The organism is Vreelandella maris, from assembly GCF_013371085.1.
Taxonomy (GTDB): domain Bacteria; phylum Pseudomonadota; class Gammaproteobacteria; order Pseudomonadales; family Halomonadaceae; genus Vreelandella; species Vreelandella maris.
Map to the genome: position 1 here is coordinate 60843 of NZ_JABWCV010000004.1, position 24127 is coordinate 84969.

26 protein-coding genes are annotated in these 24127 nt (G+C 55.7%); 13 read left to right on the plus strand and 13 right to left on the minus strand.

Annotation, left to right across the window (positions count from 1 at the left end; all coding sequences use genetic code 11):
- Positions 1-91: 91 nt before the first annotated feature.
- Positions 92-958 carry an RNA polymerase sigma factor RpoH gene (rpoH, locus tag HUO07_RS04185; RefSeq protein ID WP_008959900.1) on the plus strand — a complete coding sequence of 289 codons (867 nt, stop codon included), beginning with the start codon at positions 92-94 and terminating at the stop codon, positions 956-958.
- Positions 959-1044: 86 nt separating this feature from the next.
- On the opposite strand, the gene slmA is transcribed toward rpoH, so the two are convergent.
- From slmA to coaBC, 5 genes are all read right to left on the minus strand, one after another.
- Positions 1045-1653, minus strand: coding sequence for a nucleoid occlusion factor SlmA (gene slmA / locus HUO07_RS04190; protein ID WP_176302507.1), 609 nt, complete (start codon positions 1651-1653; stop codon positions 1045-1047).
- Positions 1654-1672: 19 nt separating this feature from the next.
- A complete protein-coding gene (gene argB / locus HUO07_RS04195; RefSeq protein WP_113268485.1) occupies positions 1673-2572 on the minus strand; it encodes an acetylglutamate kinase in 900 nt (299 codons plus the stop codon).
- A gap of 119 nt (positions 2573-2691) precedes the next feature.
- Positions 2692-4077: a phosphomannomutase/phosphoglucomutase gene (locus HUO07_RS04200; RefSeq protein ID WP_176302508.1), complete on the minus strand. Its 1386-nt coding sequence runs from the start codon at positions 4075-4077 to the stop codon at positions 2692-2694.
- A gap of 87 nt (positions 4078-4164) precedes the next feature.
- The gene (gene dut / locus HUO07_RS04205) at positions 4165-4623 is read right to left on the minus strand and encodes a dUTP diphosphatase (protein ID WP_176302509.1); all 459 of its coding nucleotides are present in this window, start codon (positions 4621-4623) and stop codon (positions 4165-4167) included.
- A complete protein-coding gene (gene coaBC / locus HUO07_RS04210; RefSeq protein WP_176302510.1) occupies positions 4620-5957 on the minus strand; it encodes a bifunctional phosphopantothenoylcysteine decarboxylase/phosphopantothenate--cysteine ligase CoaBC in 1338 nt (445 codons plus the stop codon). The genes dut and coaBC overlap by 4 nt, the downstream gene beginning before the upstream one ends.
- 172 nt (positions 5958-6129) lie before the next feature.
- Here coaBC and radC point away from each other — a divergent pair, with 172 nt between their 5' ends.
- The 7 genes from radC (at position 6130) to ald (ending at position 11587) form a co-directional block, all read left to right on the plus strand.
- Positions 6130-6804: a RadC family protein gene (radC, locus tag HUO07_RS04215; protein WP_101147429.1), complete on the plus strand. Its 675-nt coding sequence runs from the start codon at positions 6130-6132 to the stop codon at positions 6802-6804.
- Positions 6805-7062: 258 nt separating this feature from the next.
- Positions 7063-7299, plus strand: coding sequence for a 50S ribosomal protein L28 (gene rpmB / locus HUO07_RS04220; RefSeq protein WP_022520205.1), 237 nt, complete (start codon positions 7063-7065; stop codon positions 7297-7299).
- Between the two features lie 25 nt (positions 7300-7324).
- The gene (gene rpmG, locus HUO07_RS04225; RefSeq protein ID WP_007111734.1) at positions 7325-7480 is read left to right on the plus strand and encodes a 50S ribosomal protein L33; all 156 of its coding nucleotides are present in this window, start codon (positions 7325-7327) and stop codon (positions 7478-7480) included.
- Positions 7481-7637: 157 nt separating this feature from the next.
- Positions 7638-8480, plus strand: a complete 843-nt coding sequence (mutM, locus tag HUO07_RS04230; RefSeq protein ID WP_176302511.1) for a bifunctional DNA-formamidopyrimidine glycosylase/DNA-(apurinic or apyrimidinic site) lyase — start codon at positions 7638-7640, stop codon at positions 8478-8480.
- Between the two features lie 153 nt (positions 8481-8633).
- Positions 8634-9824, plus strand: a complete 1191-nt coding sequence (locus HUO07_RS04235; protein ID WP_176302512.1) for a class I SAM-dependent methyltransferase — start codon at positions 8634-8636, stop codon at positions 9822-9824.
- 34 nt (positions 9825-9858) lie between these two features.
- A complete protein-coding gene (locus HUO07_RS04240) occupies positions 9859-10293 on the plus strand; it encodes an acyl-CoA thioesterase (protein ID WP_176302513.1) in 435 nt (144 codons plus the stop codon).
- A gap of 175 nt (positions 10294-10468) precedes the next feature.
- Positions 10469-11587 (plus strand): alanine dehydrogenase, encoded by a 1119-nt coding sequence (gene ald, locus HUO07_RS04245; RefSeq protein WP_176302514.1) that lies wholly within the window; start codon positions 10469-10471, stop codon positions 11585-11587.
- A 31-nt stretch (positions 11588-11618) separates the two neighbouring features.
- Here the strand turns inward: ald and HUO07_RS04250 are convergent, their stop codons facing one another.
- Positions 11619-11867, minus strand: a complete 249-nt coding sequence (locus tag HUO07_RS04250) for a SlyX family protein (protein ID WP_101147424.1) — start codon at positions 11865-11867, stop codon at positions 11619-11621.
- Positions 11868-11979: 112 nt separating this feature from the next.
- Here HUO07_RS04250 and HUO07_RS22010 point away from each other — a divergent pair, with 112 nt between their 5' ends.
- Positions 11980-12519 (plus strand): cold-shock protein, encoded by a 540-nt coding sequence (locus HUO07_RS22010; RefSeq protein WP_281362637.1) that lies wholly within the window; start codon positions 11980-11982, stop codon positions 12517-12519.
- Between the two features lie 77 nt (positions 12520-12596).
- On the opposite strand, the gene HUO07_RS04260 is transcribed toward HUO07_RS22010, so the two are convergent.
- The 7 genes from HUO07_RS04260 to map form a co-directional block, all read right to left on the minus strand.
- The gene (locus tag HUO07_RS04260) at positions 12597-12986 is read right to left on the minus strand and encodes a hypothetical protein (protein WP_035564767.1); all 390 of its coding nucleotides are present in this window, start codon (positions 12984-12986) and stop codon (positions 12597-12599) included.
- Complete coding sequence (dapE, locus tag HUO07_RS04265) at positions 12983-14155, minus strand: succinyl-diaminopimelate desuccinylase (RefSeq protein ID WP_176302515.1); 1173 nt, start codon at positions 14153-14155, stop codon at positions 12983-12985. The genes HUO07_RS04260 and dapE overlap by 4 nt, the downstream gene beginning before the upstream one ends.
- On the minus strand, positions 14142-15167 hold the full coding sequence (gene dapD, locus HUO07_RS04270; protein WP_176302516.1) for a 2,3,4,5-tetrahydropyridine-2,6-dicarboxylate N-succinyltransferase: 1026 nt from the start codon (positions 15165-15167) through the stop codon (positions 14142-14144). Before dapD ends, dapE begins: the two co-directional genes overlap by 14 nt.
- Positions 15168-15224: 57 nt before the next feature.
- Positions 15225-15569, minus strand: a complete 345-nt coding sequence (locus tag HUO07_RS04275; RefSeq protein WP_176302517.1) for a Spx/MgsR family RNA polymerase-binding regulatory protein — start codon at positions 15567-15569, stop codon at positions 15225-15227.
- Between the two features lie 31 nt (positions 15570-15600).
- Positions 15601-16797, minus strand: coding sequence for a succinyldiaminopimelate transaminase (gene dapC / locus HUO07_RS04280; protein WP_176302518.1), 1197 nt, complete (start codon positions 16795-16797; stop codon positions 15601-15603).
- Between the two features lie 90 nt (positions 16798-16887).
- The gene (locus HUO07_RS04285; protein ID WP_176302519.1) at positions 16888-19563 is read right to left on the minus strand and encodes a [protein-PII] uridylyltransferase; all 2676 of its coding nucleotides are present in this window, start codon (positions 19561-19563) and stop codon (positions 16888-16890) included.
- The gene (map, locus tag HUO07_RS04290; protein ID WP_176302520.1) at positions 19563-20354 is read right to left on the minus strand and encodes a type I methionyl aminopeptidase; all 792 of its coding nucleotides are present in this window, start codon (positions 20352-20354) and stop codon (positions 19563-19565) included. The genes HUO07_RS04285 and map overlap by 1 nt, the downstream gene beginning before the upstream one ends.
- A 347-nt stretch (positions 20355-20701) precedes the next feature.
- Between map and rpsB the strand changes: the two genes are divergently transcribed.
- From rpsB to frr, 4 genes are all read left to right on the plus strand, one after another.
- On the plus strand, positions 20702-21451 hold the full coding sequence (rpsB, locus tag HUO07_RS04295; protein WP_176302521.1) for a 30S ribosomal protein S2: 750 nt from the start codon (positions 20702-20704) through the stop codon (positions 21449-21451).
- 228 nt (positions 21452-21679) lie between these two features.
- Positions 21680-22549 (plus strand): translation elongation factor Ts, encoded by an 870-nt coding sequence (gene tsf / locus HUO07_RS04300; protein WP_176302522.1) that lies wholly within the window; start codon positions 21680-21682, stop codon positions 22547-22549.
- 178 nt (positions 22550-22727) lie between these two features.
- A complete protein-coding gene (gene pyrH / locus HUO07_RS04305; RefSeq protein WP_176302523.1) occupies positions 22728-23507 on the plus strand; it encodes a UMP kinase in 780 nt (259 codons plus the stop codon).
- 4 nt (positions 23508-23511) lie between these two features.
- Entirely contained in the window at positions 23512-24069 is a 558-nt protein-coding gene (gene frr / locus HUO07_RS04310) for a ribosome recycling factor (RefSeq protein WP_101147412.1), read from the plus strand.
- Positions 24070-24127 lie beyond the last annotated feature (58 nt).

Below are 24127 nucleotides of genomic sequence, written 5' to 3' on the forward strand. Positions count from 1 at the left end.
ATAGGGTCTTTGTAGGACAGAATTTAAGGTAATAGGTTATTGATAACGTGCTACGTCAACCACGATGGGTTACAGGGGAGACCACCTGCACATGAGCACTAGTCTTATACCGGTGGGGCAGCTTTCACCCGGCGGTGATCTGGGCGGCTATATCCGCGCAGTTAATGGAATTTCGGTTTTAACCGCTGATGAAGAGCGAGAGCTCGCCTATCGCCTTTACGATGACGGTGATCTAGAAGCTGCTCGGCGTTTAGTGATGTCACATTTGCGCTTTGTGGTTCACATTGCGCGTAGTTATTCTGGCTATGGGTTACCCCAAGCCGATTTAATTCAAGAAGGTAACGTCGGCTTAATGAAAGCCGTCAAGCGCTTCGACCCTAATCAAGGCGTTCGTCTGGTCTCTTTTGCCGTGCATTGGATCAAAGCGGAAATTCACGAATTTGTGCTGCGTAACTGGCGTATCGTCAAGATTGCCACCACCAAAGCACAGCGTAAGCTGTTCTTTAATCTGCGTAGCGCGAAGAAGCGCTTGGCGTGGCTGAACAACGACGAAGTGTCCGCCATTGCTAAAGATCTCGACGTTAAGCCTGAGATCGTGCGCGATATGGAAGGGCGTCTCTCCTCTTACGATGCTGGCTTTGATGCGCCCGCAGGCGATGATGAAGAGAGTACCTATCAGGCGCCGGTGCATTTCCTGGATGACGCCGCATCAGACCCTGCCACGCAGTTGGAAGATAGCAACTTCGAGGAAGACTCGACGCGCCGGTTACAGGTCGCGCTTGAGGGGCTTGATGAGCGCTCGCGGGATATCCTGCAGCGTCGCTGGTTAGCCGATAGTAAAGAGACGCTGCACGACCTAGCCGATGTCTATGGGGTCAGCGCTGAGCGTATTCGTCAGCTTGAAAAGAATGCGATGAAAAAGCTGCGCCAGAAAATGGGCGAGCCGATGGTGGCTTAAGTCAGCTGGTAGTATTTGTCGTATTAAAAAACCGGCCCTTGCAAAAGGTGCCGGTTTTTTTGTGTAGCCTTCATCTGCGGTTTAATCTAGGCGGGCTGTGCCGCGGCGCGCAGTAGTTGCGCAGATAACAGCGACCATTGATCTTCCCAGTGTTCGGTGGGTAGGCGCTTAAAGTCGCTGCGTACGTACTGCGAAATCCGGCCTTCTGCCTGGGCCGCTAGCAAATTAGCGGCGGCGGAAGCGGGAATCGTAGGGCGCAGACCTTCACGCAGCTCGGCTTCGCGCAGAATCTGCTTGAGCTGCATCTCCAGGCGTTCAAACAGTTGATTAACCCGCTGGCGTAGCCGGGCTGTTTCGCCGGTGAGTACGTCGCCCCCCATCACCCGGGCCAGCCCAGGATTTTTCTCAGCAAAGCCCAGTAGCAGCGCCAAGATGGTGCCGCAACGGGTAGTGGCGTCGGGCACGTCGTCTAAAATACGCGTAATGCGTTCAAAAATGCTCTCTTCAATAAAATCAATCAGCCCCTCAAACATACGTGCTTTGCTGGGGAAGTGACGGTAGAGCGCTGCTTCTGAAACACCTACCTGACGAGCGAGAGCGGCGGTAGTAATGCGTTTGCCACTGTCTTCTTCAAGCATCAATGCCAGTGCTTGGAGTATCTGCTCGCGGCGGCGAGGTTTTTGATCTTCGCTCATGATGTGCCCTCCGTCGCGGTTAGCTCGCGTCCGTGATTAGGGTGCCCACCCCAGCATTGGTGAAAATTTCCAGCAATACCGCGTGGGGGACACGGCCATCAATAATGTGCGAGCTATTCACACCGCCTTTCACCGCATCCAGTGCGCAGCGAATTTTGGGCAGCATGCCGCCATAGATAGTGCCATCTTCGATCAGGGCATCGACTTGTGTGGTGGTTAAGCCAGTGAGCACCTCGCCTTCAGCGTTCATGAGTCCGGCGACGTTAGTGAGCAGCATCAGCTTTTCAGCGTTAAGCGCTTCGGCAATCTTGCCCGCTACCAAGTCAGCATTGATATTGTAGCTATGGCCCGCAGCATCGACGCCAATCGGGGCGATTACCGGGATAAAGTCGCGCGCTGCCAGCATCTCAATCAACTCGGTTGAGATCGACTCCACTTCGCCCACGTGGCCGATATCGATAATTTCCGGGGCCGTCATTTCGGGGCTTTGATGTTCGACCTTGAGTTGGCGGGCACGAATTTGCGCGCCGTCCTTGCCGGTCAGGCCGATCGCCTTGCCGCCGCTCTGGTTGATCAGATTCACGATGCTTTTATTAACCAAACCGCCCAGCACCATCTCGACCACGTCCATGGTTTGCGAGTCGGTGACGCGCATGCCGTTGACGAAGCGTGACTCGATATTGAGCTTTTTGAGTAGGTCGCCGATTTGCGGCCCGCCGCCGTGCACCACTACCGGATTGATGCCGACTTCCTTCATTAGCACGATATCGCGGGCAAAGGAGTCAATCAGGGTGCTTTCGGTCATGGCGTTGCCGCCGTATTTGACCACCACGGTTTTACCGGAAAACTGCTGAATATATGGGAGGGCTTCGGAAAGCACCTCCACAACGACCTGCGGGTCGCGACTGGCTGAACTCATGAGGTTGTCCCTTGCGAACGTTTATTATGCTGCTAACGTTTATGTCGATTGTGTCGTGAGGGTCGCGCTTTCTAAGCGCGCGATCCCTTCAGTGCCTGACTTTGTGAAGAGCTATCCCATTACTGGGGCAGCTCGATATCTGGCGCGACGCGCTGTAGCGCGTTATTAAATACCGCTTTGATACGTGCGAGGGCGGCATCGTCCTTCCCTTCAAAGCGCATGACCAGGGCAGGCGTGGTGTTGGAGGCGCGGCACAATCCCCAGCCATCCGGGTAATCAACGCGAATGCCATCTAACGTGGTTTTGATACCTTCGCCGAAGTCGCCCTCGCGAGCAAGCTTATCCATTAGAGAAAATTTGTTAGCGTCGGTAACCGCAATATTTATTTCCGGGGTACCAACGTCTTGGGGAAATGTGGCGAAAAAAGTATCCGCATCGTCAGGCTGGTTGGCGAGAATTTCTACCAGCCTAGCGGCGGCATAAAGGCCATCGTCAAAACCATACCAGCGCTCTTGGAAAAAAATATGTCCGCTCATCTCTCCGCCCAACTGAGCGCCGGTCTCTTTCATGCGCGCTTTGATCAGGGAGTGACCGGTTCGCCACATCTCAGGCTCGCCCCCAGCATCACTAATCACTTTGACTAGATTGCCGGTGCACTTGATGTCAAAAATCACTTTGGCGCCGGGCAGGCGCGTGAGCATATCGGTGGCAAATACCATCAGCAGGTGGTCGGGATAAATCAGCTTGCCGGTGGAGGTGACCACGCCTACTCGGTCGCCATCGCCATCAAAGGCAAGCCCGATATCAGCGCCCGTTTCTTGCACCTTGCGCATCAAATCCTGCATGTTTTCCGGTTTGCCAGGATCCGGGTGGTGATTGGGAAAGTGGCCATCGATCTCATCGAACAGCGCAGTTGTATCAATGCCCAAGCGGGTCAGCAGCTGCGGGCCTAGCTCGCCAGCAACCCCGTTGCCGCAGTCGACCACGGCTTTGATCGGCCGGTTGATCTTAACGTCACCTAATATGCGCGCTAAATACGTTTCGCGGAGATCCTGCTGGGTGATGCTGCCTTGACCGCTCTCCAGGTTGCCAGACTGAATACGCTCAAACAGCGCGGAAATCGCATCGCCGGAGAGCGTTTCGCCGCTCAGCACGATTTTAAAGCCATTGTAATCAGGCGGGTTATGACTGCCGGTAACCATCACGCCTGATTGGGTGCCTGGCAAGATATGGGTGGCGAAGTACAGCACCGGCGTGGGCACCATGCCGATATCAATAACGTCTCGTCCTGCAGCATTCAAGCCACGCATCAGCGCTGCTTGCAGCCGAGCGCCTGAAAGGCGACCGTCGCGTGCGACTACCACGCTGGATTCTCCCCGTGCGGCGGCTTCCGAGCCAACGGCGCGTCCGATCATTTCTACCGTCTCTTCGGTGAGCGTGTCGTCAACGATACCGCGGATATCGTAGGCGCGAAAAATCGAAGCGGGTACGGTCTGTGCGTTCATAGGCTTCCCAGCTAAACAGAAATTGCCTTGCAAAGGTTTCTTAACCACGTCCTGTCAATTGCTACTGCTAATGGCTATTGCTAATAGCTACTGACTGCCGGTGCTGCCAAACCCGCCGCTTCCCCGCAGTGAGTCTTCAAACGCGTCCACAAGAGTGAGTTCGGCTTGCACAACAGGCACAAGCACGTACTGTGCCAGGCGGTCGAAGGGGGCAAGGGTAAAGTCGCTCTGGCCCCGGTTCCAGACCGAAATCATCAGCTCGCCCTGGTAATCGGAGTCGATCAAGCCCACCAAGTTGCCCAGTACAATGCCGTGCTTATGCCCCAAACCGGAGCGCGGCAGAATCATGCCTGCTAAGCCTGGGTCTTCAATATAGATGGCAATACCCGTGCGCACGAGCTGGCAGTCGCCGGGTGTCAAGGTCAGTGGCGTGTCCAGCAGGGCACGTAGATCCATGCCTGCAGAGCCTGCCGTTGCATAGGTAGGGAGGTAGTCGTGCAAGCGTTCATCTAATACTTTGCACTGCAGGCGGGGGCGGGCACTCATTGGGATTCTCCAGAAGCGTTAGTAGAAGTTGTTTCAGATGCTGTCGTCGATAGCAGGGTGAGCGCCTGGTGAATGATCGTAGCGGCCAGCTGGGTTTTCGGCTGGGGTGCTTCCGCCCGGCTTTCAACGCCTTCTGCGGTGCGCCATAGTAACCAGGCGGCATTCTGATCGCTGCCAAACCCCAGGCCCGCCTGGGAAACATCGTTAGCCACGATCATATCCAGCCCTTTGCGCTGCAGTTTATCCTGCGCGTAGCGCTCTATTTCTTGGGTTTCGGCGGCAAAGCCAACTACCAGCGGGCGCTGCCCAGCGGGAAGCGCCGCTATGCTGGCGATAATGTCAGGATTTTTCACCAGGGTCAGGGTGAGAGTGTCGCTATCGTCCCGCTTCTTGAGCTTGTGCTCGGCGGGTGCCGCCGCACGGTAATCAGCAACCGCCGCGCAGCCGATAAATAGCGCCGCTTGAGGCGCTAACCGCTGTGCTTCACTGTGCATCTGCTCGGCTGACTCAACGTCAACCCGCGTAACGCCCGGCGGGGTGGGTAAGTTAACTGGCCCGCTGATCAGCGTCACTTTAGCGCCTTGCGCCACTGCCGCTGCAGCTAAAGCAAAGCCCATTTTTCCCGAACTGTGATTGGAAATATAGCGTACCGGGTCCAACGGTTCGCGAGTTGGGCCAGCGGTGATCACTACATGAGGAGTTCTGGCGGAGGAGCCGTAATAAGGAGAAGGTGGCGCTGCAAACAGTGTCATCACGGCGCTAAATATCTCTTCAGGCTCACTCATGCGGCCAGGCCCCACATCACCACAGGCTTGATCGCCCGCGGCAGGGCCTATTTGCTGCCAGTCATCTTGCTGCAGCTGCGCCACATTGCGCTGAGTGGCCGGGTGGCGCCACATCGCCTGGTTCATTGCCGGGGCAATCAGCTTGGGCGCTTCTGAGGCCAGGCAGAGCGTGGTGAGCAAATCATCAGCCATGCCGTGCACTAATCGAGCGATTAAGTCGGCCGTGGCTGGGGCGATGAGTACTACATCCGCCCAGCGGGCCAGCTCAATATGGCCCATGCCCGCTTCGGCTTCCGGGTCGAGTAAGGAGGTGCGCACCGGCTCACCGGAGAGCGCCTGCAGGGTGAGCGGCGTAATAAAGGCCTGAGCCCCATCGGTCATTACCACACGCACCTCGCAGCCCGCTTGCTTAAGCAGGCGCACAAGCAACGCGCTTTTGTAAGCAGCAATACCCGCGCTAACCCCGAGTAGCACCCGTTTTCCAGCGAGTGTTGAGGCAGCGGTGAAAGCGTTTGTCGGGGTGCTTGTTGTGTCAGCAACAGAAGCCATGTTCAGTCATCCGCATCAGCGTTCGTGAGGAGGCTTACCATACCACTGGCACCACCAATTTGGCATATTGAGGGGAAACAAGGGTAAGCTAGGTTTACTGAGGCAGGCCGCGTGATTGGGTTTGAAGGCGGTTTGCGTTAATTACCAAGGGCGGACAAAGCGGGAAGGTGCGATGGGAATCAATCACTGGCCAGAGGGTGAGCGGCCGCGGGAGAAATTATTAAACGCAGGTGCCCAGGCGCTTTCGGATGCGGAGTTGCTGGCGATTTTTTTGCGCGTCGGCGTACAGGGGCGCTCAGCGGTTGATTTGGCGAGGGATTTGCTCACAAGCTTTGGTGGCTTACGCCAACTGCTGGAGGCTGATCAAGCAAGTTTCTGCGCTGCCCATGGGCTAGGCACCGCTAAGTATGCCCAACTACAAGCTACGCTTGAGTTGTCGCGGCGCCATTTGGCTAGCCAGTTGGCGCGTGGCAATGCACTGACATCGCCTGCTTTGGTGCGCCACTACCTGAGTTCCCAGCTGCGCCATTTAGGCCATGAAGAGTTTGCCGTGCTTTTTTTGGATACACAGCACCGAATTATTCGCTATGAATCGCTGTTTCGCGGTACCCTAGACAGCGCATCTGTTTACCCCCGCGAAGTTGCCAAGCGCGCTTTAGAACTTAGTGCTGGCGCTGTTATCCTGGCTCACAATCACCCATCGGGTGTGGCAGAGCCAAGCGATGCTGATCGACGAATCACCGAACGCTTAAAAGACGCGCTCGCGCTGTTTGAAGTGCGCGTGTTGGACCATTTCGTAGTGGGGGATGGAGAAGTGGTCTCTTTTGCCGAGCGTGGCTGGCTATAAGCAGAATCAACGCGCAGTACATTGCGTGACACTATCTAAGTTAAGTGAGTAAAATGGCGCTTATTTAACCTTTTTAGTGGGTTTTGCTTGCTGCTAGTCGGGTGCTCTGGTATAAAGTGCCACCTTTAAACTTGGGTTGAATAACGGATTTGGATAAAGCTTGGCGGTTAACGGCGCCGACACCTTCCCTGCTCCGGTTTGCCCGACAGTTTTGAACACTCAGGTTCTTATATCCTGGCCAAGCAGTTGGAGGCTCTAATGTCCAAAGTATGTCAGGTTACCGGCAAGCGTCCGGTAACTGGAAATAACGTTTCACACTCCCAGCGTAAGACACGTCGTCGTTTCTTGCCAAACCTGCACACCCACCGTTTTTGGGTTGAGTCTGAAAACCGCTTCGTCAAGCTGCGCGTTTCCACTAAAGGAATGCGCATCATCGATAAGAAAGGTATCGACACAGTTTTGGTCGCTATTCGTAAGCGCGGCGACGCTATCTAAGTAAGCCTATTGGGAGAGTTGAACCATGCGCGATAAAATCAAGTTGGTGTCTAGTGCCGGTACTGGTCACTTCTACACCACTGATAAGAACAAGCGGAATACCCCGGATAAGTTCGAATTCAAGAAATTCGACCCGGTTGTCCGTAAGCACGTTATCTACAAGGAAGCCAAGATCAAGTAATCGCGTAAGCGATAATGATCGGTTTTCTCTGCAGGCGAACGTCTGTTCAAAAACCCGGCCCCAAGCCGGGTTTTTGCATGCATGCTTTTTATGCGCAGCATGCCTAGCGAATCCATCTTCATTAGGCTGTCATCACAAGCCGTTACGATGCTCAAATATGCCCGAACTGCCCGAAGTTGAAACCACCCGCCGAGGGATTGCGCCTTATATTGAAGGTCAGGAAGTCACCGAAGTGCTGGTGCGTCAGCCGCGGCTGCGCGTGCCCGTGCCGGATGACTTGGCCGAGCGGTTGGTGGGCGCACGCATTGGCGTATTGAAGCGGCGGGCAAAATATCTGCAGATTCCCATTCAGCCGGTTAGTGCGCTTGCAGATGATGCTAGTGCCACGCTGTTATGGCATTTGGGCATGTCGGGTAGCCTGCGTATTGCCCAGGTGGGGGATTTGCCTAAAAAGCATGACCATGTCGATGTGGTCACCGCTAACGGCTATGTGTTGCGTTATCACGACCCCCGTCGGTTTGGCTTTGTGGATTGGCAGGCCAAGGATGAAACGCTGGATAAGCGTCTTGCGCTTTTGGGGCCCGAGCCATTGTCTGATGCGTTTAATGGCAAGTGGCTTTACGCCCGCTCGCGCAACAAGCGTGTGGCAGTAAAGCCATTTCTGATGGACAACCAGGTAGTGGTGGGTGCCGGTAATATCTACGCCGCGGAAGCACTATTTATGGCGGGCATTGATCCGCGCCGTGCGGCAGGGAGAGTTTCTCGCGCTCGCTATGACGCTTTAGCCCTTGCTGTGAAAGAGGTGCTGGCGGCGGCGATTACCCAGGGTGGCACTACGCTGAGAGACTTTGTCAGCGGCCAGGGTGAGCCCGGCTACTTTGCTCAGCGGCTAAATGTTTACGGCCGCCACGGTCAGCCCTGTTTGCGCTGCGGCGCGGAGCTTCGCCGCATTACGCTTGGCCAGCGAGCCAGCGTGTTTTGCCCCGGTTGCCAACGCTAATGCCCGCCTATAAGTGCTAATGTTTTACTTAATTTTTACCTTGCCTTATTTTTGCTTTGTCTATGTTTTGAAGATCATGTTTTTAAGACCATGTTTTTTAAGGCAAGGTTTTAAAGACAAGGTTTTTAAAGACTAAGCTTTTTGGAGATTGCTGTGACCCAACGCCTGCGCCTGAATAAAAATGCTGACCGCCGCCTGAAAGCGGGCCATCTCTGGATCTACTCTAATGAAGTAGATATCAAAGAGACGCCGCTGAAAAACTTTGCGGCAGGCGAAACCGCCCTGGTAGAAGCCTCCAACGGAAAAGTCATGGCGGTGGCTTACGTTAATCCCCATTCGTTAATCGCTGCCCGCGTTATGTCGCGTGACCCTGAAATGCGCTTGGATCGTTCGCTGTTTGTGCACCGCTTTAACCAAGCGTTAGCACTACGTCAGCGTCTTTATGAGCAGCCGTATTACCGCTTGATTCACGGTGAAGGCGATTTGCTGCCAGGCTTGGTGATTGATCGTTTTGGCGATGTTCTCGTCGTGCAGCTCAATACCGCTGGCATGCAGGCGTTGGCGGATGAGATTGTTGATGCGCTGGAAAAAGTCATCAAGCCTGAAGTGATCGTTTTCCGTAACGATACCGGCGGTCGTCGTCAGGAGGGTCTCGAGGCCCACGTTGATGTTATCAAGGGCACGTTGCCTGACGAAGTGGTGCTGGAAGAGAACGGCGCACGTTTTGTCGTGCCGGTACTTAATGGCCAGAAAACCGGCTGGTTCTTCGATCACCGCGTTAATCGCGAATGGCTTAATCGCCAAGTGGCCGGTAAGCGCGTGCTGGATGTCTTCAGCTACGTGGGTGGCTGGGGCGTGCAGGCAGCCGTTCATGGCGCGAAAGAGGTGGTGTGCCTTGACTCTTCAGGCCCAGCGCTAGACCAGGTTGCACGCAACGCTGAGCTCAATGGCGTTCAGGAGAAAGTGGCTGTTAGCGAGGGGGATGCGTTTGAAGCCTTAGCAGCATTGAAGGCTGAGGGGGAGGAGTTTGATGTGGTCATTCTTGACCCGCCTGCGTTCATCAAAAAGCGTAAGGATATCCCTAACGGCGAGCGTGCCTATGCCCGCTTGAACCGCGAAGCCATGCGATTGCTGGGTCGCGACGGCCTGTTGATGTCCGCCTCCTGCTCAATGCACCTAGCGCCCGAGCGGTTGATGGATGTGGTGCGTGGCGCCGTTCGCCACCAGGACCGCCATGGTCAGGTGATTTTCCAGGGCCATCAAGGCCCCGATCACCCGGTGCATCCCGCTATTCCTGAGACGTCTTACCTGAAAGCGTTGGGAGTGCGCGTGTTCCGCGACTAATTCACACGAGAGTCAGGATAAAGAGGAGCCAAGGATGGAGTGGGCGCTGCCCGATCCTTTTGTGATCGATATCCGCGTCGCTGATGAGGCGATTGATGCTTATCAGCACGTTAACAACAGCGAGTACCTGCGCTGGGTTGAGCAGATTAGCTGGGCGCACTCTGAAGCGCTTGGCCTCTCGATTGAGCGTTACCGAGAGCTTGACCGTGCGATGGTGGTTCACCGGCATGAGCTGGATTACCTCGCGCCTGCTTTTGCAGGCGATGAGCTACAGTTGGCGACCTGGATTATCGATTGCGATGAACGGTTGAGTCTGACGCGGCGTTTTCAACTAGCGCGCACCAGCGATTCCAAAACACTGCTTTATGCCCGCACGCGCTTTGCCTGCGTGGCGCTCTCAACGGGGCGGCCCAAACGTTTGCCCGAGGAATATCGTCGCATTTATGGCGGCGCCGTTATCGTTGAGTAATTTAAAGTAGAGTGGAATTTTTCGTGCAGAACCGGCAATCGTTAGATTTTTCTCCTAAAAAACGCCTTAACCGGCGTTTTTTTTGTTTTGCTTTGCTGGGGTGGTGGTCAACGTTAGCTGTGCTGTAATTTGCTTAACAAGACGACTGACCTTTAAAAGCACAGGGAAAAAACCAATGAAAATCGCCGTCCCCAAAGAGATCAAAAATCACGAGTATCGTGTCGCGTTGACGCCCACTGGTGCGCGTGAGTTAGCCGGTCGTGGCCACCAGGTCAGCGTTCAAGCTAGTGCCGGTGAAGGCGCTGGCTTTACCGATGCCGATTACCAGGCCGCCGGTGCTCAGATCGAAGCCGATGTGGACACACTGTGGTGCAATGCCGAGCTAATCCTCAAGGTGAAAGAGCCCCAGCCTGACGAGGTGGCGCGGCTCACTCCGCAGCATACCCTGTTCACCTATCTTCATCTGGCCGCCGAAGAGCCCCTTACCCGTGGGTTGATGAAAAGCGGCGCCACCTGCATCGCCTATGAGACGATTACCGATGCCCGTGGCGGCTTACCACTACTCGCACCGATGAGCACCGTAGCGGGGCGAATGGCCGTTCAAGCCGGTGCCCATAGCCTGGAAAAAGCCCAGGGCGGTGCAGGCGTGCTGCTGCCCGGTGTGCCCGGTGTGGCGCCGGGGAAAGTGACGGTCATCGGTGGTGGCGTCGTCGGCGAAAACGCTGCTCGCATGGCATTGGGGTTAGGCGCAGAAGTCACCATTCTGGATAAATCTCTGGCGCGGCTGGAAGTGCTGGATGACCGCTATCAGGGACGCATCAAAACGGTTTATTCCACCGCCGATGCACTTGAAACGGCCACCCGTGAGTCGGATATGATTATTGGCGCGGTGCTGGTGCCCGGCGCCGCTGCGCCTAAGTTGATCACTCGTCGCATGCTAGCCGATATGAAGCCCGGCAGTGTACTGGTCGATGTGGCGATTGATCAGGGCGGCTGCTTTGAAACCAGTAAGCCCACTACCCATGCCGAACCGACCTATATCGTTGATGGCATTGTTCACTACTGTGTCGCCAATATGCCCGGCGCCGTGGCCCGTACCTCTACCCAGGGGCTGACTAACGCCACGCTGCCCTTCGTGCTTGCCCTGGCGGATAAAGGCTGGCAGCAGGCGCTACGTGACGACCCGCACTTCCTGCCCGGTCTTAATGTGCATGCTGGTCAAGTTACTTATCAAGCCGTGGCAGACGCCTTTGGGCTGGAAAGTAGTGATCCCGCGAGTGTTGTTGGAGGCTAATAAATACGCAGTCGTTGGCGCTACCATTGGCTTAATAGTGTGGCGGAAGTTCATCCTCGGGGCGTTGGCCGCCCTGGGGTTCGCTTGCTTGAAGTGCTTGATGCTGCTCGCGCAGGCGTTCGCGCATCAGCCCACTCAACTGCTCCAGTTTTTCCAGGCGGCGCTCCTGCTGAATCACCGCTTGGTCCAGCGTGTCCAGCCAGTGTTCTTGATGCGCTAAGCGGCTTTCTAAAGATTCCACAAGCTGGGTTAGCTCGGCAGGCGATAATTCGTGGGTCATGATAACATTGCAACCTTATGTAGTAGTATGCCAGTACTATTGGGAATGGGCCTGATAGTGCGGGTATTGTCCTTCGTCTGTTACCCATACAACAAGAGAGCTTTTATTGTCTATGAACCCAAAAGTTGTGTTTCGCTGTTTCTTAATCAGTGTATTACTTGCCGCCCCCACGCCACTTCTGTTGGCGGGGATTGTTCGTTTAACCAATAGTGCCCTCGCCGAGCAATTAATGGAGGTGTTGGCAGACAGTAGCGGTGTCTATATTGCTGTTGCTATCGGATGTTTTATTGTTCTGTGTATTGGCACATTAGCGTCTGCCGCTTTTGCGCCCTCAGTAGTGGTGGCGTCTGATGTGGTAGCGCGTCCTAAGCCTGCATCGCGCCAGCCTCAAGCGGCTGCTCCCATGGACGATGATGAGGAAGAAGACATCATCGACCCCAATGATGGCCGTGAAGAGGGCGAAGTGAAGTGGTTCAATACTAACAAAGGCTATGGTTTTATTACCCGCGATAATGGTGAAGATGTTTTTGTACACTTTCGCGCCATTCGCGGCCGTGGCCCGCGTATGTTAGCTGAAGGCCAAATTGTGCGTTATCACGTGATAAAAAATGAGCGTGGTTTGCAGGCCGACGATGTGAGTATTATTGAGTAAGCTTAACGGCTAGCTAAATTGATCGTAGGATAGTAAACGACCCCGCTTCGGCGGGGTCGTTTACGTTATAGGGTCTGTTAACGGCCCGAATCAGGCCACTCTATGGCTCCCTCTTTACCGCCTGGAAGCACTTGCCAGAAGCGGTCAGGGTCATCGCCGGGGTTCCAGCCGCCCAATGAGCATCGTACCTCGGTCTGAAGCGCCTCTGCGGCTTGCTGAGCGCACTCTTGGTCAGTCATCCAAGGGGTATGGTTGCTATCAAACCATAGGCTGGCAAAGCCATCGGCGGCTTTATCGACCAGTAATACCGGCACACAGTCGCCCTGATACTGACCTCGGGTTTGCCATTTGCCTTTGCCTGCCGGGCTGAGCGGCGGTGCGATTAGCGTGCTTTTTAGCCACTCATTGAGCGCCTCCAGCGAAACGCTAGCCAGGTAGATTTCTATATCGGGATAACGCTCCATCATACGTTTACCTCGCCGGAGACGAGCAGCGCCTGCAGCGTCGCTTCGTAAATCCGGCTTAAGTCGTCGAGGTCGCTAGCGCGAACGCGCTCATTGACCTTGTGGATGGTGTCGTTCAGCGGGCCTAGCTCGACCACCTGAGCGCCCAGAGTAGCAATGAAGCGGCCATCTGAGGTGCCGCCGCTGGTAGAAAGCGCTGGACGCTCGCCAGTCACCGCTTCAACGCCTTTGATGGCGGCATCGACAAGCTCGCCCTCGGCGGTCAGGAAAGGCTCGCCGTTAAGCGTCCAGTCTATCTGATACTCCAGGCCATGCTGAGCAAGAATGGTTTCCGTGCGCGCTTTGAGCTCTTCATGAGTCACTTCGGTTGAGAAGCGAAAATTAAACACCACTTCGACATCGCCAGGAATCACATTAGTGGCTCCGGTGCCTGCACGCAGGTTAGAAATCTGAAAACTGGTGGCAGGGAAGAAATCGTTGCCCGCGTCCCAATGCTCATTGACCAGCGCGTCGAGTGCTGGCATCGCTTGATGGATAGGGTTGCGCGCTAAATGCGGATAGGCCACGTGGCCTTGTACGCCCTTGATGTGTAGCGTGGCACCAAGCGACCCGCGACGACCGTTTTTGATTACATCACCCAGCCGATCGGTGGACGAAGGCTCGCCGACAATACAGTAATCAAGGCGTTCATTGCGCTCACGCAGATGCTCAACCACCGCGCGGGTGCCGTCGACCGCTGGGCCTTCTTCGTCGGAAGTGATCAGAAAGGCAATGCGGCCGTCGTGCTCTGGATGATTCGCGACAAAGCGTTCAACGGCGGTCAGCATGGAAGCGAGGCTGCCTTTCATATCGGCAGCGCCACGCCCGCACAGCATTCCCTCTGCGTCGATGCAGGGCTCGAACGGGGGGGACTGCCAGTTGATATAGGGGCCGCTGGGCACCACATCGGTGTGGCCCGCGAAAGCCACGACAGGGCCGTGATGACCGCGCACTGCCCAAAAATTCTTTACATCGCCAAAGGGCAGCCGCTCAACATTGAAACCGAGCGCTGTTAAACGCTCGATCATGAGTTCCTGGCAACCTTCGTCGTCCGGCGTTACCGAGGCTCGGCTGAGCAGCTCAAAGGCAAGTTGTAGCGTCGGCGACAGCGCTTCAGGCTCAGTTGTGGGCATGCAACGCCTCGTTCAGAGCGATGGCACTTTTGTTGGTCAGGCACTCAATGCGACCGTTCTGCGAGTTGCGGCGCCACAGCTGATCGTCTTGGCCTGCTAGCTCCCGAGCGGCAACGGTGTTCACTTCCTGCCCCTGGTCATCAAGCAGCGTCACTTTGGAGCCAGCGGTGATATAAAGCCCTGCTTCCACCGTGCAGCGGTCGCCCAGCGGTATACCGATGCCCGCGTTGGCGCCGATTAAGCAGCCTTCGCCGACTTTAATGACGATATTGCCGCCGCCGGAGAGGGTGCCCATGGTCGAGCAGCCGCCGCCGAGGTCTGAACCTTTGCCGACCATCACACCCGCCGAAATGCGGCCTTCGATCATACCCGGGCCTTCGGCGCCTGCATTGAAGTTGACGAAGCCTTCGTGCATCACTGTGGTGCCTTCGCCCAAGTAAGCGCCCAGGCGCACGCGGGCAGTGTCGCCGATGCGGATACCGGTAGGCACCACGTAGTCGGTCATTTTGGGGAATTTGTCGACGCAGTCCACGGAGAGCGCACGCCCCGCCATGCGCGCCTTCAAACGGCGTGCAGGCAGCTCTTCAATATCGATCGCGCCTTCATTGGTCCAGGCAATATTACGCAACAGACCAAACATGCCAGTCAGATCCAGCCCGTGGGGCTTCACTAAACGGTGGGAAAGCAGGTGGAGCTTGAGATACACCTCGGGGGCAGTCTGTGGTGGCTGATCGGTGTCCAAAAACATGGCCACCAGCGGGCGCTGGCTAGCGGAAAGCGCTTCAGCAAGCTCTGCCTGGGCGGTGTGGCCAGCGGCCTCTAAGGCTTTTGCCAGGCGTGTGCAGTCTTCCGGCAAAAAGCTAATCGCCGCGTTGCCTTGCGGCGCATCCAGCGCTTGCTGAGCAGCGGCTACCAAGCTCGCATCGGGGTTGAACAGCGGTGCCGGGTAGTAGATTTCTAGCCAATCACCTTGAGTATTTTGGGTGCCAATTCCAAGCGCAAAGCTCAGCATAAGAGAGTGTCCTTTAGTAATGAGTAGTGGAGAATGAAAAATGAGTACGGCTAGCGGTTAACCGCTTAGCTTGTCGTAATCGCCGTCGCGGTAGCCAATCAGGATGGTTGAGTCGTCTACTTCCAGTAGCGGCCGCTTCAGTAGCGTGGGATGTTTCACCAGTATCTGGCGGGCAGACGTATCAAAGGCGTCTTTCTCTTCTTGAGGGAGGTCGCGCCAGGTTTTGCTACGCTTGTTGACGGCATCGACAAGCGGTACACGTTCTAAAATGTGCTCAAGCAGACCCGCCGAAAGACCATCTTTGCGCAGGTCGTAGGTCTTGAACGCAATACCTTTGCCTTCCAAGGCTTTTCGCGCCTTACGGCAGGTGTCGCAGGTATTAATAATATAGAGCGTCAGCATACAGCCTCCATGAAGCAAAGCGTTATCGCGGTTAACCGCACTCAATAAGATGACGAATACGCTGTGCCGCTTCCAGCGTAGGCGCCAATTCGGCCACCAGCGCTAATCGCACACGCCCTGCGCCAGGGTTAATGCCGTGTGCCCCCGTGCGCCCCATTAAGCTGCCGGGTAATACGCTTACATGTTGCTCGGCAAACAGGCGCTGGGTGAAAGCAATATCATCGCCGCCCGGTACTGCAGGCCAGAGATAGAAACTGGCTTGAGGCGCTGGGAAGCTCATGACAGGCGCAAGCACATCGGTCACCGCGCTAAATTTTTCCCGGTAGGCGTCGCGGTTAGCGCGCACGTGCTGCTCATCCTGCCAGGCAGCAATAGACGCGTGCTGAATGGGTAGCGACATGGCGCAGCCGTGGTAGGTGCGGTAACGCTTGAAGGGGGTTAGCAGGGCTGCGTCGCCCGCCACAAAACCCGAGCGCAGGCCGGGCAAGTTAGAACGTTTGGAGAGCGAGTGAAATACCACGCAACGCCGATAATTGTCACGGCCCAGTTCGGCGCAGGCTTGTAATAGGCCGGGCGGTGGGGCGGTCTCGTCCAGGTACAGCTCCGAATAGCACTCGTCTGACGCGATGATGAAATCATGCTCATCGGCCAGAGCAATGAGTTGCTTGAACTCTTCAATGGGCGTGACGGCCCCGGTGGGGTTGCCCGGTGAGCAGATAAATACGATCTGCACTTCACGCCATGTCTCGGCGGACACAGCGTTAACGTCAGGTCGAAATTTGTTCTCAGCGGTGCAGTCTAGATAGAGCGGTTCACCGCCTGCCAAGAGCGCCGCGCCTTCGTAAATCTGATAAAAAGGATTGGGTACCGCGACTTTCGCCGGGCGTGTGCGATCCAAGGCTGCCTGCACAAAGGCAAAAATCGCTTCCCGAGTGCCGTTGACCGGAACGACATGCTGTTCGCTGTCGAGGTCGCGTAGCTGAAAGCGCTGCGTTGCCCAGTTAGCGATGGCTTCACGAAGCGTTGGCAGGCCGTTGGTGGCCGGGTAGCGGGCCATTTCCAATTGGTGCGCTACTAGGGCATCAAGCGCTGCTGGGTAGGGCGCGTGCTGGGGTTCGCCAATGGTCAGCGGTATATGGGCGAGCTCGGTAGGCGGGGTGAGCGTCGCCTTTAGCGCCGCCAGCTTTTCAAACGGGTAGGGATGCAGGGCGTCGAGATCGGCGTTCATGATATGTCCGTTAATGGCTGGCTGGCGTAAGGCGACGATTATAGGCAAGCCCCGGTGCAGGCTCAAACCCAACCGGGGTTGCAAAGAGACTTAAACCCCTAACACTTCAATCAAACGTTCGCGCAGCTGCTGCTGGCGCTCGGGGTCGGTCAGCGGTTCGCCAGCCTTGGTGGTAATGAAAAAGACGTCTTCCACCCGCTCGCCGAGGGTGGCGATTTTCGCCGCTGAAAGCGAGATATCCTGCTCCATAAAGATTCGACCTACGCGAGCCAACAGGCCGGGGCGGTCGGGGGCCGTTAGTTCCAGCATGGTGCGCTCATTAGCCGGGTCCTGCTCAATCAGTACTTCCGTGGGTACCTTGAAATGCTTTAGCTGGCGCGGTGTGTGGCGCGTGACGATATCTGGATAGTCATCGGGGTCATCGAGCTCTTCGACTAAGTGTTGGCGCATTTCTTCGATGTGCGCAGGGTCGCGAATCGGTTGGCCATGGCTGTCGAGCACAATAAAGGTATTTAGCGTCCAGTCGTTGTGGGAAGTGGCGATGCGTGCGTCGTGGATCGATAGCCCCAGCTGCTCCATGGCGGCGGCAGTGGCGGCGAACAGATCATCCACCGAGCGGGTATGGATAAACACCTTGGTGCCGCCTTCGGCCATGTCGGCGGTGGGGGCGCTGATCAGCACCAGTGGCAGCGGCGACTGGTTGTGGTTCAGGATGCCTTGGGTCTGCCAGACAATCTCGCTGGGCGCATACTGGAGAAAGTAGTCCTCTCCGAGGGATTCCCAGAGCTCGTCGATTTGTGCCCGGTTGACGCCGATGGTTTGCAGCAGCGAGCGCGCCTCGGTGCGCGTTTCGCGTACCCAGTCATCTCTGTCGGGTGGATTGTTCAGGCCGCGGCGCAGAGCACGCTTGGTCTCGGCATGCAGCTGGCGTAGCAGTGTCGCCCGCCAGCCGTTCCATAGCGTTGGATTGGTCGCGTTGATATCGGCAACGGTGAGCACATACAGGTAATCCAGGCGGGTTTCGTTACGCACCACCAGGGCAAAATCGCGAATCACGTCGGGGTCGCTAATATCGCGCTTTTGCGCGGTCATCGACATCAGCAGGTGGTGCTCCACCAGCCAGCTGACCAAGTTCGTATCGTGAGGCGAAACGTGATGCCGCTGGCAGAACTGTTCAACGTCCCGGGCGCCAATTTCCGAGTGGTCACCGCCACGGCCCTTGCCGATATCGTGAAATAGCCCGGCAATCCACAGCAGGTCCAGCTTGGGAAGCTGTTGCATCAGCGCTGCCGCCACGGGGAAGTCGCCTTTCGCTTCCGGCTTACGGAAGCCGTGCAGAAACTTGAGCAGCCGCAGCGTGTGGGCATCGACGGTATAGATATGAAACAGGTCGTGCTGCATCAGCCCCACGGCGCGGCCAAACTCGGGCAGATACTTGCCCAAAATGCCGTAGCGGTTCATGCGGCGAAGCTGGCGCGGTACGTTGCCAGGGGCGCGCATAATGGCCATAAACAGCCGCTGGTGGCGCGGGTCTTCCCGGTAGTGGTCGTCAATTTGGTGGCGATGATCACGGATCAGCCGGATGGTATCGGCGCGTACCCCTTCGATCTCGGGGTGTTTGGCCATCAACAGAAACAGCTCCAACATCGCTGCCGGTCGCTCGCGGAACAGGCTGCGCGAGCGTACTTGAATATAACCGCCCTTAGTTTCAAAGCGCTCGTTCAATTTAACGGTGGTCAGTGCCTCCTTGCCGCGCAGGATGACTTCGTCAAAATGCTGCAGCAGCATATCGTTAAGGCCCGCTAGCGCGGTGACATGGCGGTAGTAGCGCTTCATAAACTGCTCAACCGCCAAGCGCTCGGGCGTATCGCGGAAACCAAACATTTCGGCAATGGTGCGCTGGTGATCAAACAGCAGGCGGTCTTCGGCGCGGTCGGTGAGCATATGCAGGGCGTAGCGCACTTGCCATAAAAATGCCTGCCCCTGGCTCAAAATGCGCAGTTCGGCGTCGTTCATAAAGCCGTTAGCGACGATGTCGGTGTACTGTTCGGTGCCAAAGTGGCGTTTGGCTACCCAGCCGATCATCTGAATATCGCGCAATCCACCGGGAGAGCTTTTGAGGTTGGGCTCCAGGTGATACTCGGAGTTGTTGTAGCGGTAGTGACGAGCAATCTGCTCCTGCCACTTGGCCTCAAAGAAGCGGTCGGCGGGCCAAATGTGCTCGGCGCTAAGGCGCTCGCGCATGGCTTCACGCAATGCCTCCGGCCCCGCGATCAAACGTGATTCGAGCAGGTTGGTAATCACGGTCACGTCCGCTTCGGCTTCCCGTTCGCAGTCGTTGAGCGAGCGTACGCTGTGACCTATCTCCAGGCCAATATCCCACAAAAACGTGATAAAGGCGGTGAGCGGTTCGCGGTAGGCGGTGTCGTCGTCCTGCTCCAGCAACAGCAGCAGGTCAATGTCGGAGTGTGGGTGCAGCTCGCCCCGGCCATAACCGCCGACTGCGACCAACGCGATGCCGTCATCGGGCCACTCATGCTGCGCCCAGGCAATGGCAAGCAACTGATCGAGATACCAGGCGCGGCCGCGCACCAGGTCCCGAATATCCGCACCGGCGCGAAACTGATCGTCGAAGCGCGCTTGTAGTTCGCGCAGCGCAGCTTTGAAAGGGGCGACTGGGGAGCGCGAGCCAGCAAGCTCGGTGCGAAATAGGTCTAAATCGAAAAGCGAGGTGTCCGGTTCAAACCGGTAGTGGTGAAGAAGCATTAGTTGTTCAAGAAACTGAAGTCTTCGTCGCGACGCGCGGTCAGCACTTCAACACCAGATTCAGTCACCAGCAGCGTGTGTTCCCACTGGGCGGAGAGACTACGATCCTTGGTGACGGCGGTCCAGCCATCGCGCAGTACCTTGGTTTTATAGTCACCGACATTAATCATCGGTTCGATGGTGAAGCACATGCCAGCAGCAAGCTTGATGTCGGCATCCGGCGCGTAGCCGTCATAGTGCAAAAACTGCGGCTCTTCGTGGAAATCAGCACCGATGCCATGGCCGCAGAAGTCGCGCACCACCGAATAGCCATGCTCTTCGGCATGCTTTTGGATCACTCGAGCCAGTTCGGAAAGGCGTACACCAGGCTTCACCAGTTCAATGCTCTTGTACAGGCACTCCTGGGTGATGCGACACAGCCGTTCGCCCTGAATAGTCTCGCCCACCACGAACATCACGCTGGAGTCGCCGTGATAGCCGTGCTTGGTCTTGACGGTGATATCCAGGTTCATGATGTCGCCGTTTTTGAGCTTCTTGGCGTCATCGGGAATGCCATGGCACACCACATGGTTAATGGATGTACAGGTTGCCTTGGGAAAACCGTGGTAGTTCAGCGGCGCCGGGGCCGACCCCAGTTCGTTAACGATATAGTCGTGGCAAAGACGGTCGATTTCCCCCGTGCTGACCCCTGCCTGGACATGTGGGGTGATCATTTCGATAACGCTAGCCGCTTGGCGCCCGGCTTCGCGCATGTGTTCGATTTCAGAATGCGTCTTGATAGGAACGTTCATGAATACTCGATATGGATTCAGAATGGAAAAATTGAATGGCGCAATTTAAGACCGTCAAACGGGGTGCGACTTCATCTTGGCAATGATCTATGGTATAAAGCCGCGCGCTTTCCTGCAATCGTGATTCCAAGCTTCTTAGCTGGGAAAGACGGCAGTAGGGCAGGGCGATGAATCCGCAGCATGCTCATTAAAGAGCACACTGCTTGTTTGATCACTAAAAACATCAAGCCTTAAAAACACACATGCACCGGCACATGGTCCCGGGTGCCGCTGGCAGCGTTTAACGCGGTCAACGGTCGGATCCATGGGGTGCGTGGAGGCCTAACCCGAGTTTGAGGAGTTTTACCATGTCTCACGTTAATATGCGTGACCTGCTCAAAGCAGGCGCTCACTTCGGTCACCAGACCAAGTACTGGAACCCGAAGATGAGCAAGTTTATCTTCGGCGCGCGCAACAAGATTCACATCATCAACCTCGAGCACACCCTTCCGGCGCTGAACGAAGCGATCGATGTGGTCGAGAAGATGGCGGCATCCAACAACAAAATTTTGTTTGTTGGCACCAAGCGCAGCGCAAGCAAGGTAATTAAAGAAGAAGCGAACCGTGCAGGTCAGCACTTCGTCAACCATCGTTGGTTAGGCGGCATGTTGACTAACTTCAAGACCATCCGTCAGTCGATTAAGCGTCTGCGCGATCTTGAAACCATGCGCGAAGACGGCACGTTCGAGAAGCTGACCAAAAAAGAAGTTCTGGTAGCAACTCGCGAGCAAGAAAAGCTTGAGCGTTCTATCGGCGGTATCAAGAACATGGGCGGCCTGCCGGACGCACTGTTCGTGATCGACGTTGACCACGAGCGCATCGCGATCAACGAAGCCAACAAACTGGGTATCCCGGTTATCGGCGTGGTGGACACTAACTCCAACCCGGATGGCGTTGATTACGTAATCCCAGGCAACGATGACTCCATCCGCGCTATCCAGATCTACGTTAAAGCGATTGCGGATGCGTGTGGTCGTGCCAAAGAAGGCAACGCGCAAGAGTTCGTTGAAGTGACCGAAGAGGCCGCTACAGCTGAAGACAACACTGCCGCTGAGTAAATGCAGCAGTGGGTGCGGTAAGTAGAAGTGCCGCATCAAGATAAAGGGGGCTATGCCCCCTTTTTCCCGCAACAGATGAACTGTCTGAGCGGACGAATTTGCCGGCACTCAATACCGGCCCCGCAATACAGAGAGACATAGGGCAGTGTGATACATGATGGTCATTTATCATGCCTATACTCTGTGTTGCGTTTAACTCTCATAGAACCATTTCAGAGGTGAATTCTCATGGCAGCTATCAGCGCCTCTCAGGTCAAGGAACTTCGCGAACGTACCGGTCTCGGCATGATGGAGTGTAAAAAAGCACTCACCGAAACCGACGGTGATATCGAAGTTGCGATTGAAAACCTGCGTAAAAGCTCAGGCCTAAAAGCGGCTAAGAAAGCCGACCGCATCGCCGCCGAAGGTGTTGTGGTAACGCGTGTAGCGGAAGACGGTAGCTACGGCGTAATGGTCGAAATCAACTCCGAGACTGACTTTGTTGCTCGTGATGACAACTTCATCGCGTTTGCTGACAAGATCGCCGGTGCTTTCTTCACTGCTAAAAGTGAAGATGTTGCCGCTGTTATGGCGGGCGATCTGGAAACAGCGCGCGAGCAGCTGGTTCAAAAAATCGGTGAGAACATTGGCGTGCGTCGTGCCGTCGTTGTTAACGCTGCTGACGGTGGCTTAGTGGGTGAATACGTCCACGGTGGTCGCATTGGCGTTTTGACCGTGCTGACCGGTGGCTCATCAGAAGTTGCGAAAGATGTGGCCATGCACGTGGCGGCGATCAATCCCTCTGTTGCCCATCCGGAAAACATGCCTCAGGAAGAGCTGGACGCTGAAAAAGCGATTATCCTGGCGCAGCCGGACATGGCTGGCAAGCCGGAGCAGATCGCTGAGAAGATGGTTCAGGGCCGCTTGAAAAAGTACCTGGCTGAAAACAGCCTGACCGAGCAGCCGTTTGTAAAAGATCCGAACCAAACCGTTGCTGAGTTCGTCAAAGCGGCGGGTGGCGAAGTGGTTGGTTTCACTCGCTTTGAAGTGGGCGAAGGCATTGAGAAAGAAGAAGTCGATTTCGCCAAGGAAGTTATGGAACAGGCTGGCCGTCGCTGAGGTCAGAGGTTTCAGAAAGAAGATGGCGTGCGCGCGAGCGCACGCCTTCGCGTATCCGGCCTCTGTATAATCGATGCTAGTATAACCGGCTCTTTTTTATCGGTTTTATATATTATCAGTTTTATGCATAGGGGCTGCCCCGCCTGCCTGTGTTCAGGTCTGCCTCAGGAGAGATGCCATGTCACGTGATGTTCAAGAGCCTACCCCCCACGTAGCACCCAGCAAAGGCACTGCTGAGAGTTCGAAGTCAAAATACAAGCGTATTTTGCTCAAGCTTTCTGGCGAAGCGTTGATGGGTGAACACGATTTTGGGATTGACCCCAAGGTGCTTGACCGCATGGCGCTGGAAATAGGTCAGCTAGTTGGCATTGGGGTGCAAGTCGGTATCGTGATTGGTGGTGGCAACTTGTTCCGCGGTGCAGCACTCAATGAAGCTGGCATGGATCGCGTCACGGGTGACCATATGGGCATGTTAGCCACCGTGATGAACGCGTTGGCGATGCGCGACGCCTTAGAGCGCTCCAATATCCGTTCGCGGGTGATGTCTGCTATTCCGATGAGCGGCGTGGTAGAACATTATGACCGCCGAACCGCTATTCGTTACTTAACCTCCGGGGACGTGGTGCTGTTCTCTGCAGGGACGGGTAACCCCTTCTTCACCACCGATTCGGCTGCCTGTTTACGCGGCATTGAAGTGGACGCAGACGTGGTCATCAAAGCGACCAAAGTGGATGGCGTCTACAATAAAGACCCGGTAAAACACCCAGATGCTGTGAAGTATGACCAGCTCTCTTACGATGACGCCCTGGATCAAAAGTTGGGCGTGATGGATTTGACCGCAATCTGCCTGGTACGTGACCATAATATGCCGGTGCGGGTATTTGATATGAATAAGCCTGGTGCTCTACTGAATATGGTAGTAGGGGGCAAGGAAGGCACGCTGATATACAGAGGGTAATGACGTGATTAACGATATTAAGAAAGATGCCGAATCGCGCATGAAAAAAAGCGTTGAGGCGCTGCATAGTAACTTCAACAAGATTCGTACCGGCCGTGCTCACCCGAGTATTTTAGACGCCGTTACGGTGGAGTATTACGGCAGCCAGGTGCCGCTTAGCCAAGTGGCGTCGGTTAATGTTGAAGATGCTCGCACGCTGAGTATTGTGCCGTGGGAGCAGGGTATGGTGCCTAAAATTGAAAAGGCCATCATGACCTCTGACCTTGGCTTGAACCCGGCCAGCGCTGGTACGGTGATTCGGGTGCCGATGCCGATGCTCACCGAAGAAACCCGCAAAGGTTACATTAAACAAGCACGTAGCGAAGCCGAAAATGCTCGCGTTGCGGTGCGTAATGTACGTCGTGATGCCAACGGTGATTTCAAGTCGTTATTGAAAGATAAAGACATTACCGAAGACGATCAGCGTGAAGGTGAAGACGCCATCCAAAAGCTGACCGACAAGTATATTGCTGAGATCGATAAAGCGCTGGTCGCTAAAGAGCAGGATTTAATGCAGGTATAAACCTGCGATTTATGCAGCCACGGGCAGCTTATGCTGCCCGTTTTGCCACACTTTGGCT

Bases quoted from the DNA above. Each gene is read 5' to 3' on its own strand.
- rpoH (WP_008959900.1), top strand. From the start codon at position 92: ATGAGCACTAGTCTTATACCGGTGGGGCAGCTTTCACCCGGCGGTGAT.
- slmA (WP_176302507.1), bottom strand. From the start codon at position 1,653: ATGAGCGAAGATCAAAAACCTCGCCGCCGCGAGCAGATACTCCAAGCA.
- argB (WP_113268485.1), bottom strand. From the start codon at position 2,572: ATGAGTTCAGCCAGTCGCGACCCGCAGGTCGTTGTGGAGGTGCTTTCC.
- HUO07_RS04200 (WP_176302508.1), bottom strand. From the start codon at position 4,077: ATGAACGCACAGACCGTACCCGCTTCGATTTTTCGCGCCTACGATATC.
- dut (WP_176302509.1), bottom strand. From the start codon at position 4,623: ATGAGTGCCCGCCCCCGCCTGCAGTGCAAAGTATTAGATGAACGCTTG.
- coaBC (WP_176302510.1), bottom strand. From the start codon at position 5,957: ATGGCTTCTGTTGCTGACACAACAAGCACCCCGACAAACGCTTTCACC.
- radC (WP_101147429.1), top strand. From the start codon at position 6,130: ATGGGAATCAATCACTGGCCAGAGGGTGAGCGGCCGCGGGAGAAATTA.
- rpmB (WP_022520205.1), top strand. From the start codon at position 7,063: ATGTCCAAAGTATGTCAGGTTACCGGCAAGCGTCCGGTAACTGGAAAT.
- rpmG (WP_007111734.1), top strand. From the start codon at position 7,325: ATGCGCGATAAAATCAAGTTGGTGTCTAGTGCCGGTACTGGTCACTTC.
- mutM (WP_176302511.1), top strand. From the start codon at position 7,638: ATGCCCGAACTGCCCGAAGTTGAAACCACCCGCCGAGGGATTGCGCCT.
- HUO07_RS04240 (WP_176302513.1), top strand. From the start codon at position 9,859: ATGGAGTGGGCGCTGCCCGATCCTTTTGTGATCGATATCCGCGTCGCT.
- ald (WP_176302514.1), top strand. From the start codon at position 10,469: ATGAAAATCGCCGTCCCCAAAGAGATCAAAAATCACGAGTATCGTGTC.
- HUO07_RS04250 (WP_101147424.1), bottom strand. From the start codon at position 11,867: ATGACCCACGAATTATCGCCTGCCGAGCTAACCCAGCTTGTGGAATCT.
- HUO07_RS22010 (WP_281362637.1), top strand. From the start codon at position 11,980: ATGAACCCAAAAGTTGTGTTTCGCTGTTTCTTAATCAGTGTATTACTT.
- HUO07_RS04260 (WP_035564767.1), bottom strand. From the start codon at position 12,986: ATGATGGAGCGTTATCCCGATATAGAAATCTACCTGGCTAGCGTTTCG.
- dapE (WP_176302515.1), bottom strand. From the start codon at position 14,155: ATGCCCACAACTGAGCCTGAAGCGCTGTCGCCGACGCTACAACTTGCC.
- dapD (WP_176302516.1), bottom strand. From the start codon at position 15,167: ATGCTGAGCTTTGCGCTTGGAATTGGCACCCAAAATACTCAAGGTGAT.
- HUO07_RS04275 (WP_176302517.1), bottom strand. From the start codon at position 15,569: ATGCTGACGCTCTATATTATTAATACCTGCGACACCTGCCGTAAGGCG.
- dapC (WP_176302518.1), bottom strand. From the start codon at position 16,797: ATGAACGCCGATCTCGACGCCCTGCATCCCTACCCGTTTGAAAAGCTG.
- HUO07_RS04285 (WP_176302519.1), bottom strand. From the start codon at position 19,563: ATGCTTCTTCACCACTACCGGTTTGAACCGGACACCTCGCTTTTCGAT.
- map (WP_176302520.1), bottom strand. From the start codon at position 20,354: ATGAACGTTCCTATCAAGACGCATTCTGAAATCGAACACATGCGCGAA.
- rpsB (WP_176302521.1), top strand. From the start codon at position 20,702: ATGTCTCACGTTAATATGCGTGACCTGCTCAAAGCAGGCGCTCACTTC.
- tsf (WP_176302522.1), top strand. From the start codon at position 21,680: ATGGCAGCTATCAGCGCCTCTCAGGTCAAGGAACTTCGCGAACGTACC.
- pyrH (WP_176302523.1), top strand. From the start codon at position 22,728: ATGTCACGTGATGTTCAAGAGCCTACCCCCCACGTAGCACCCAGCAAA.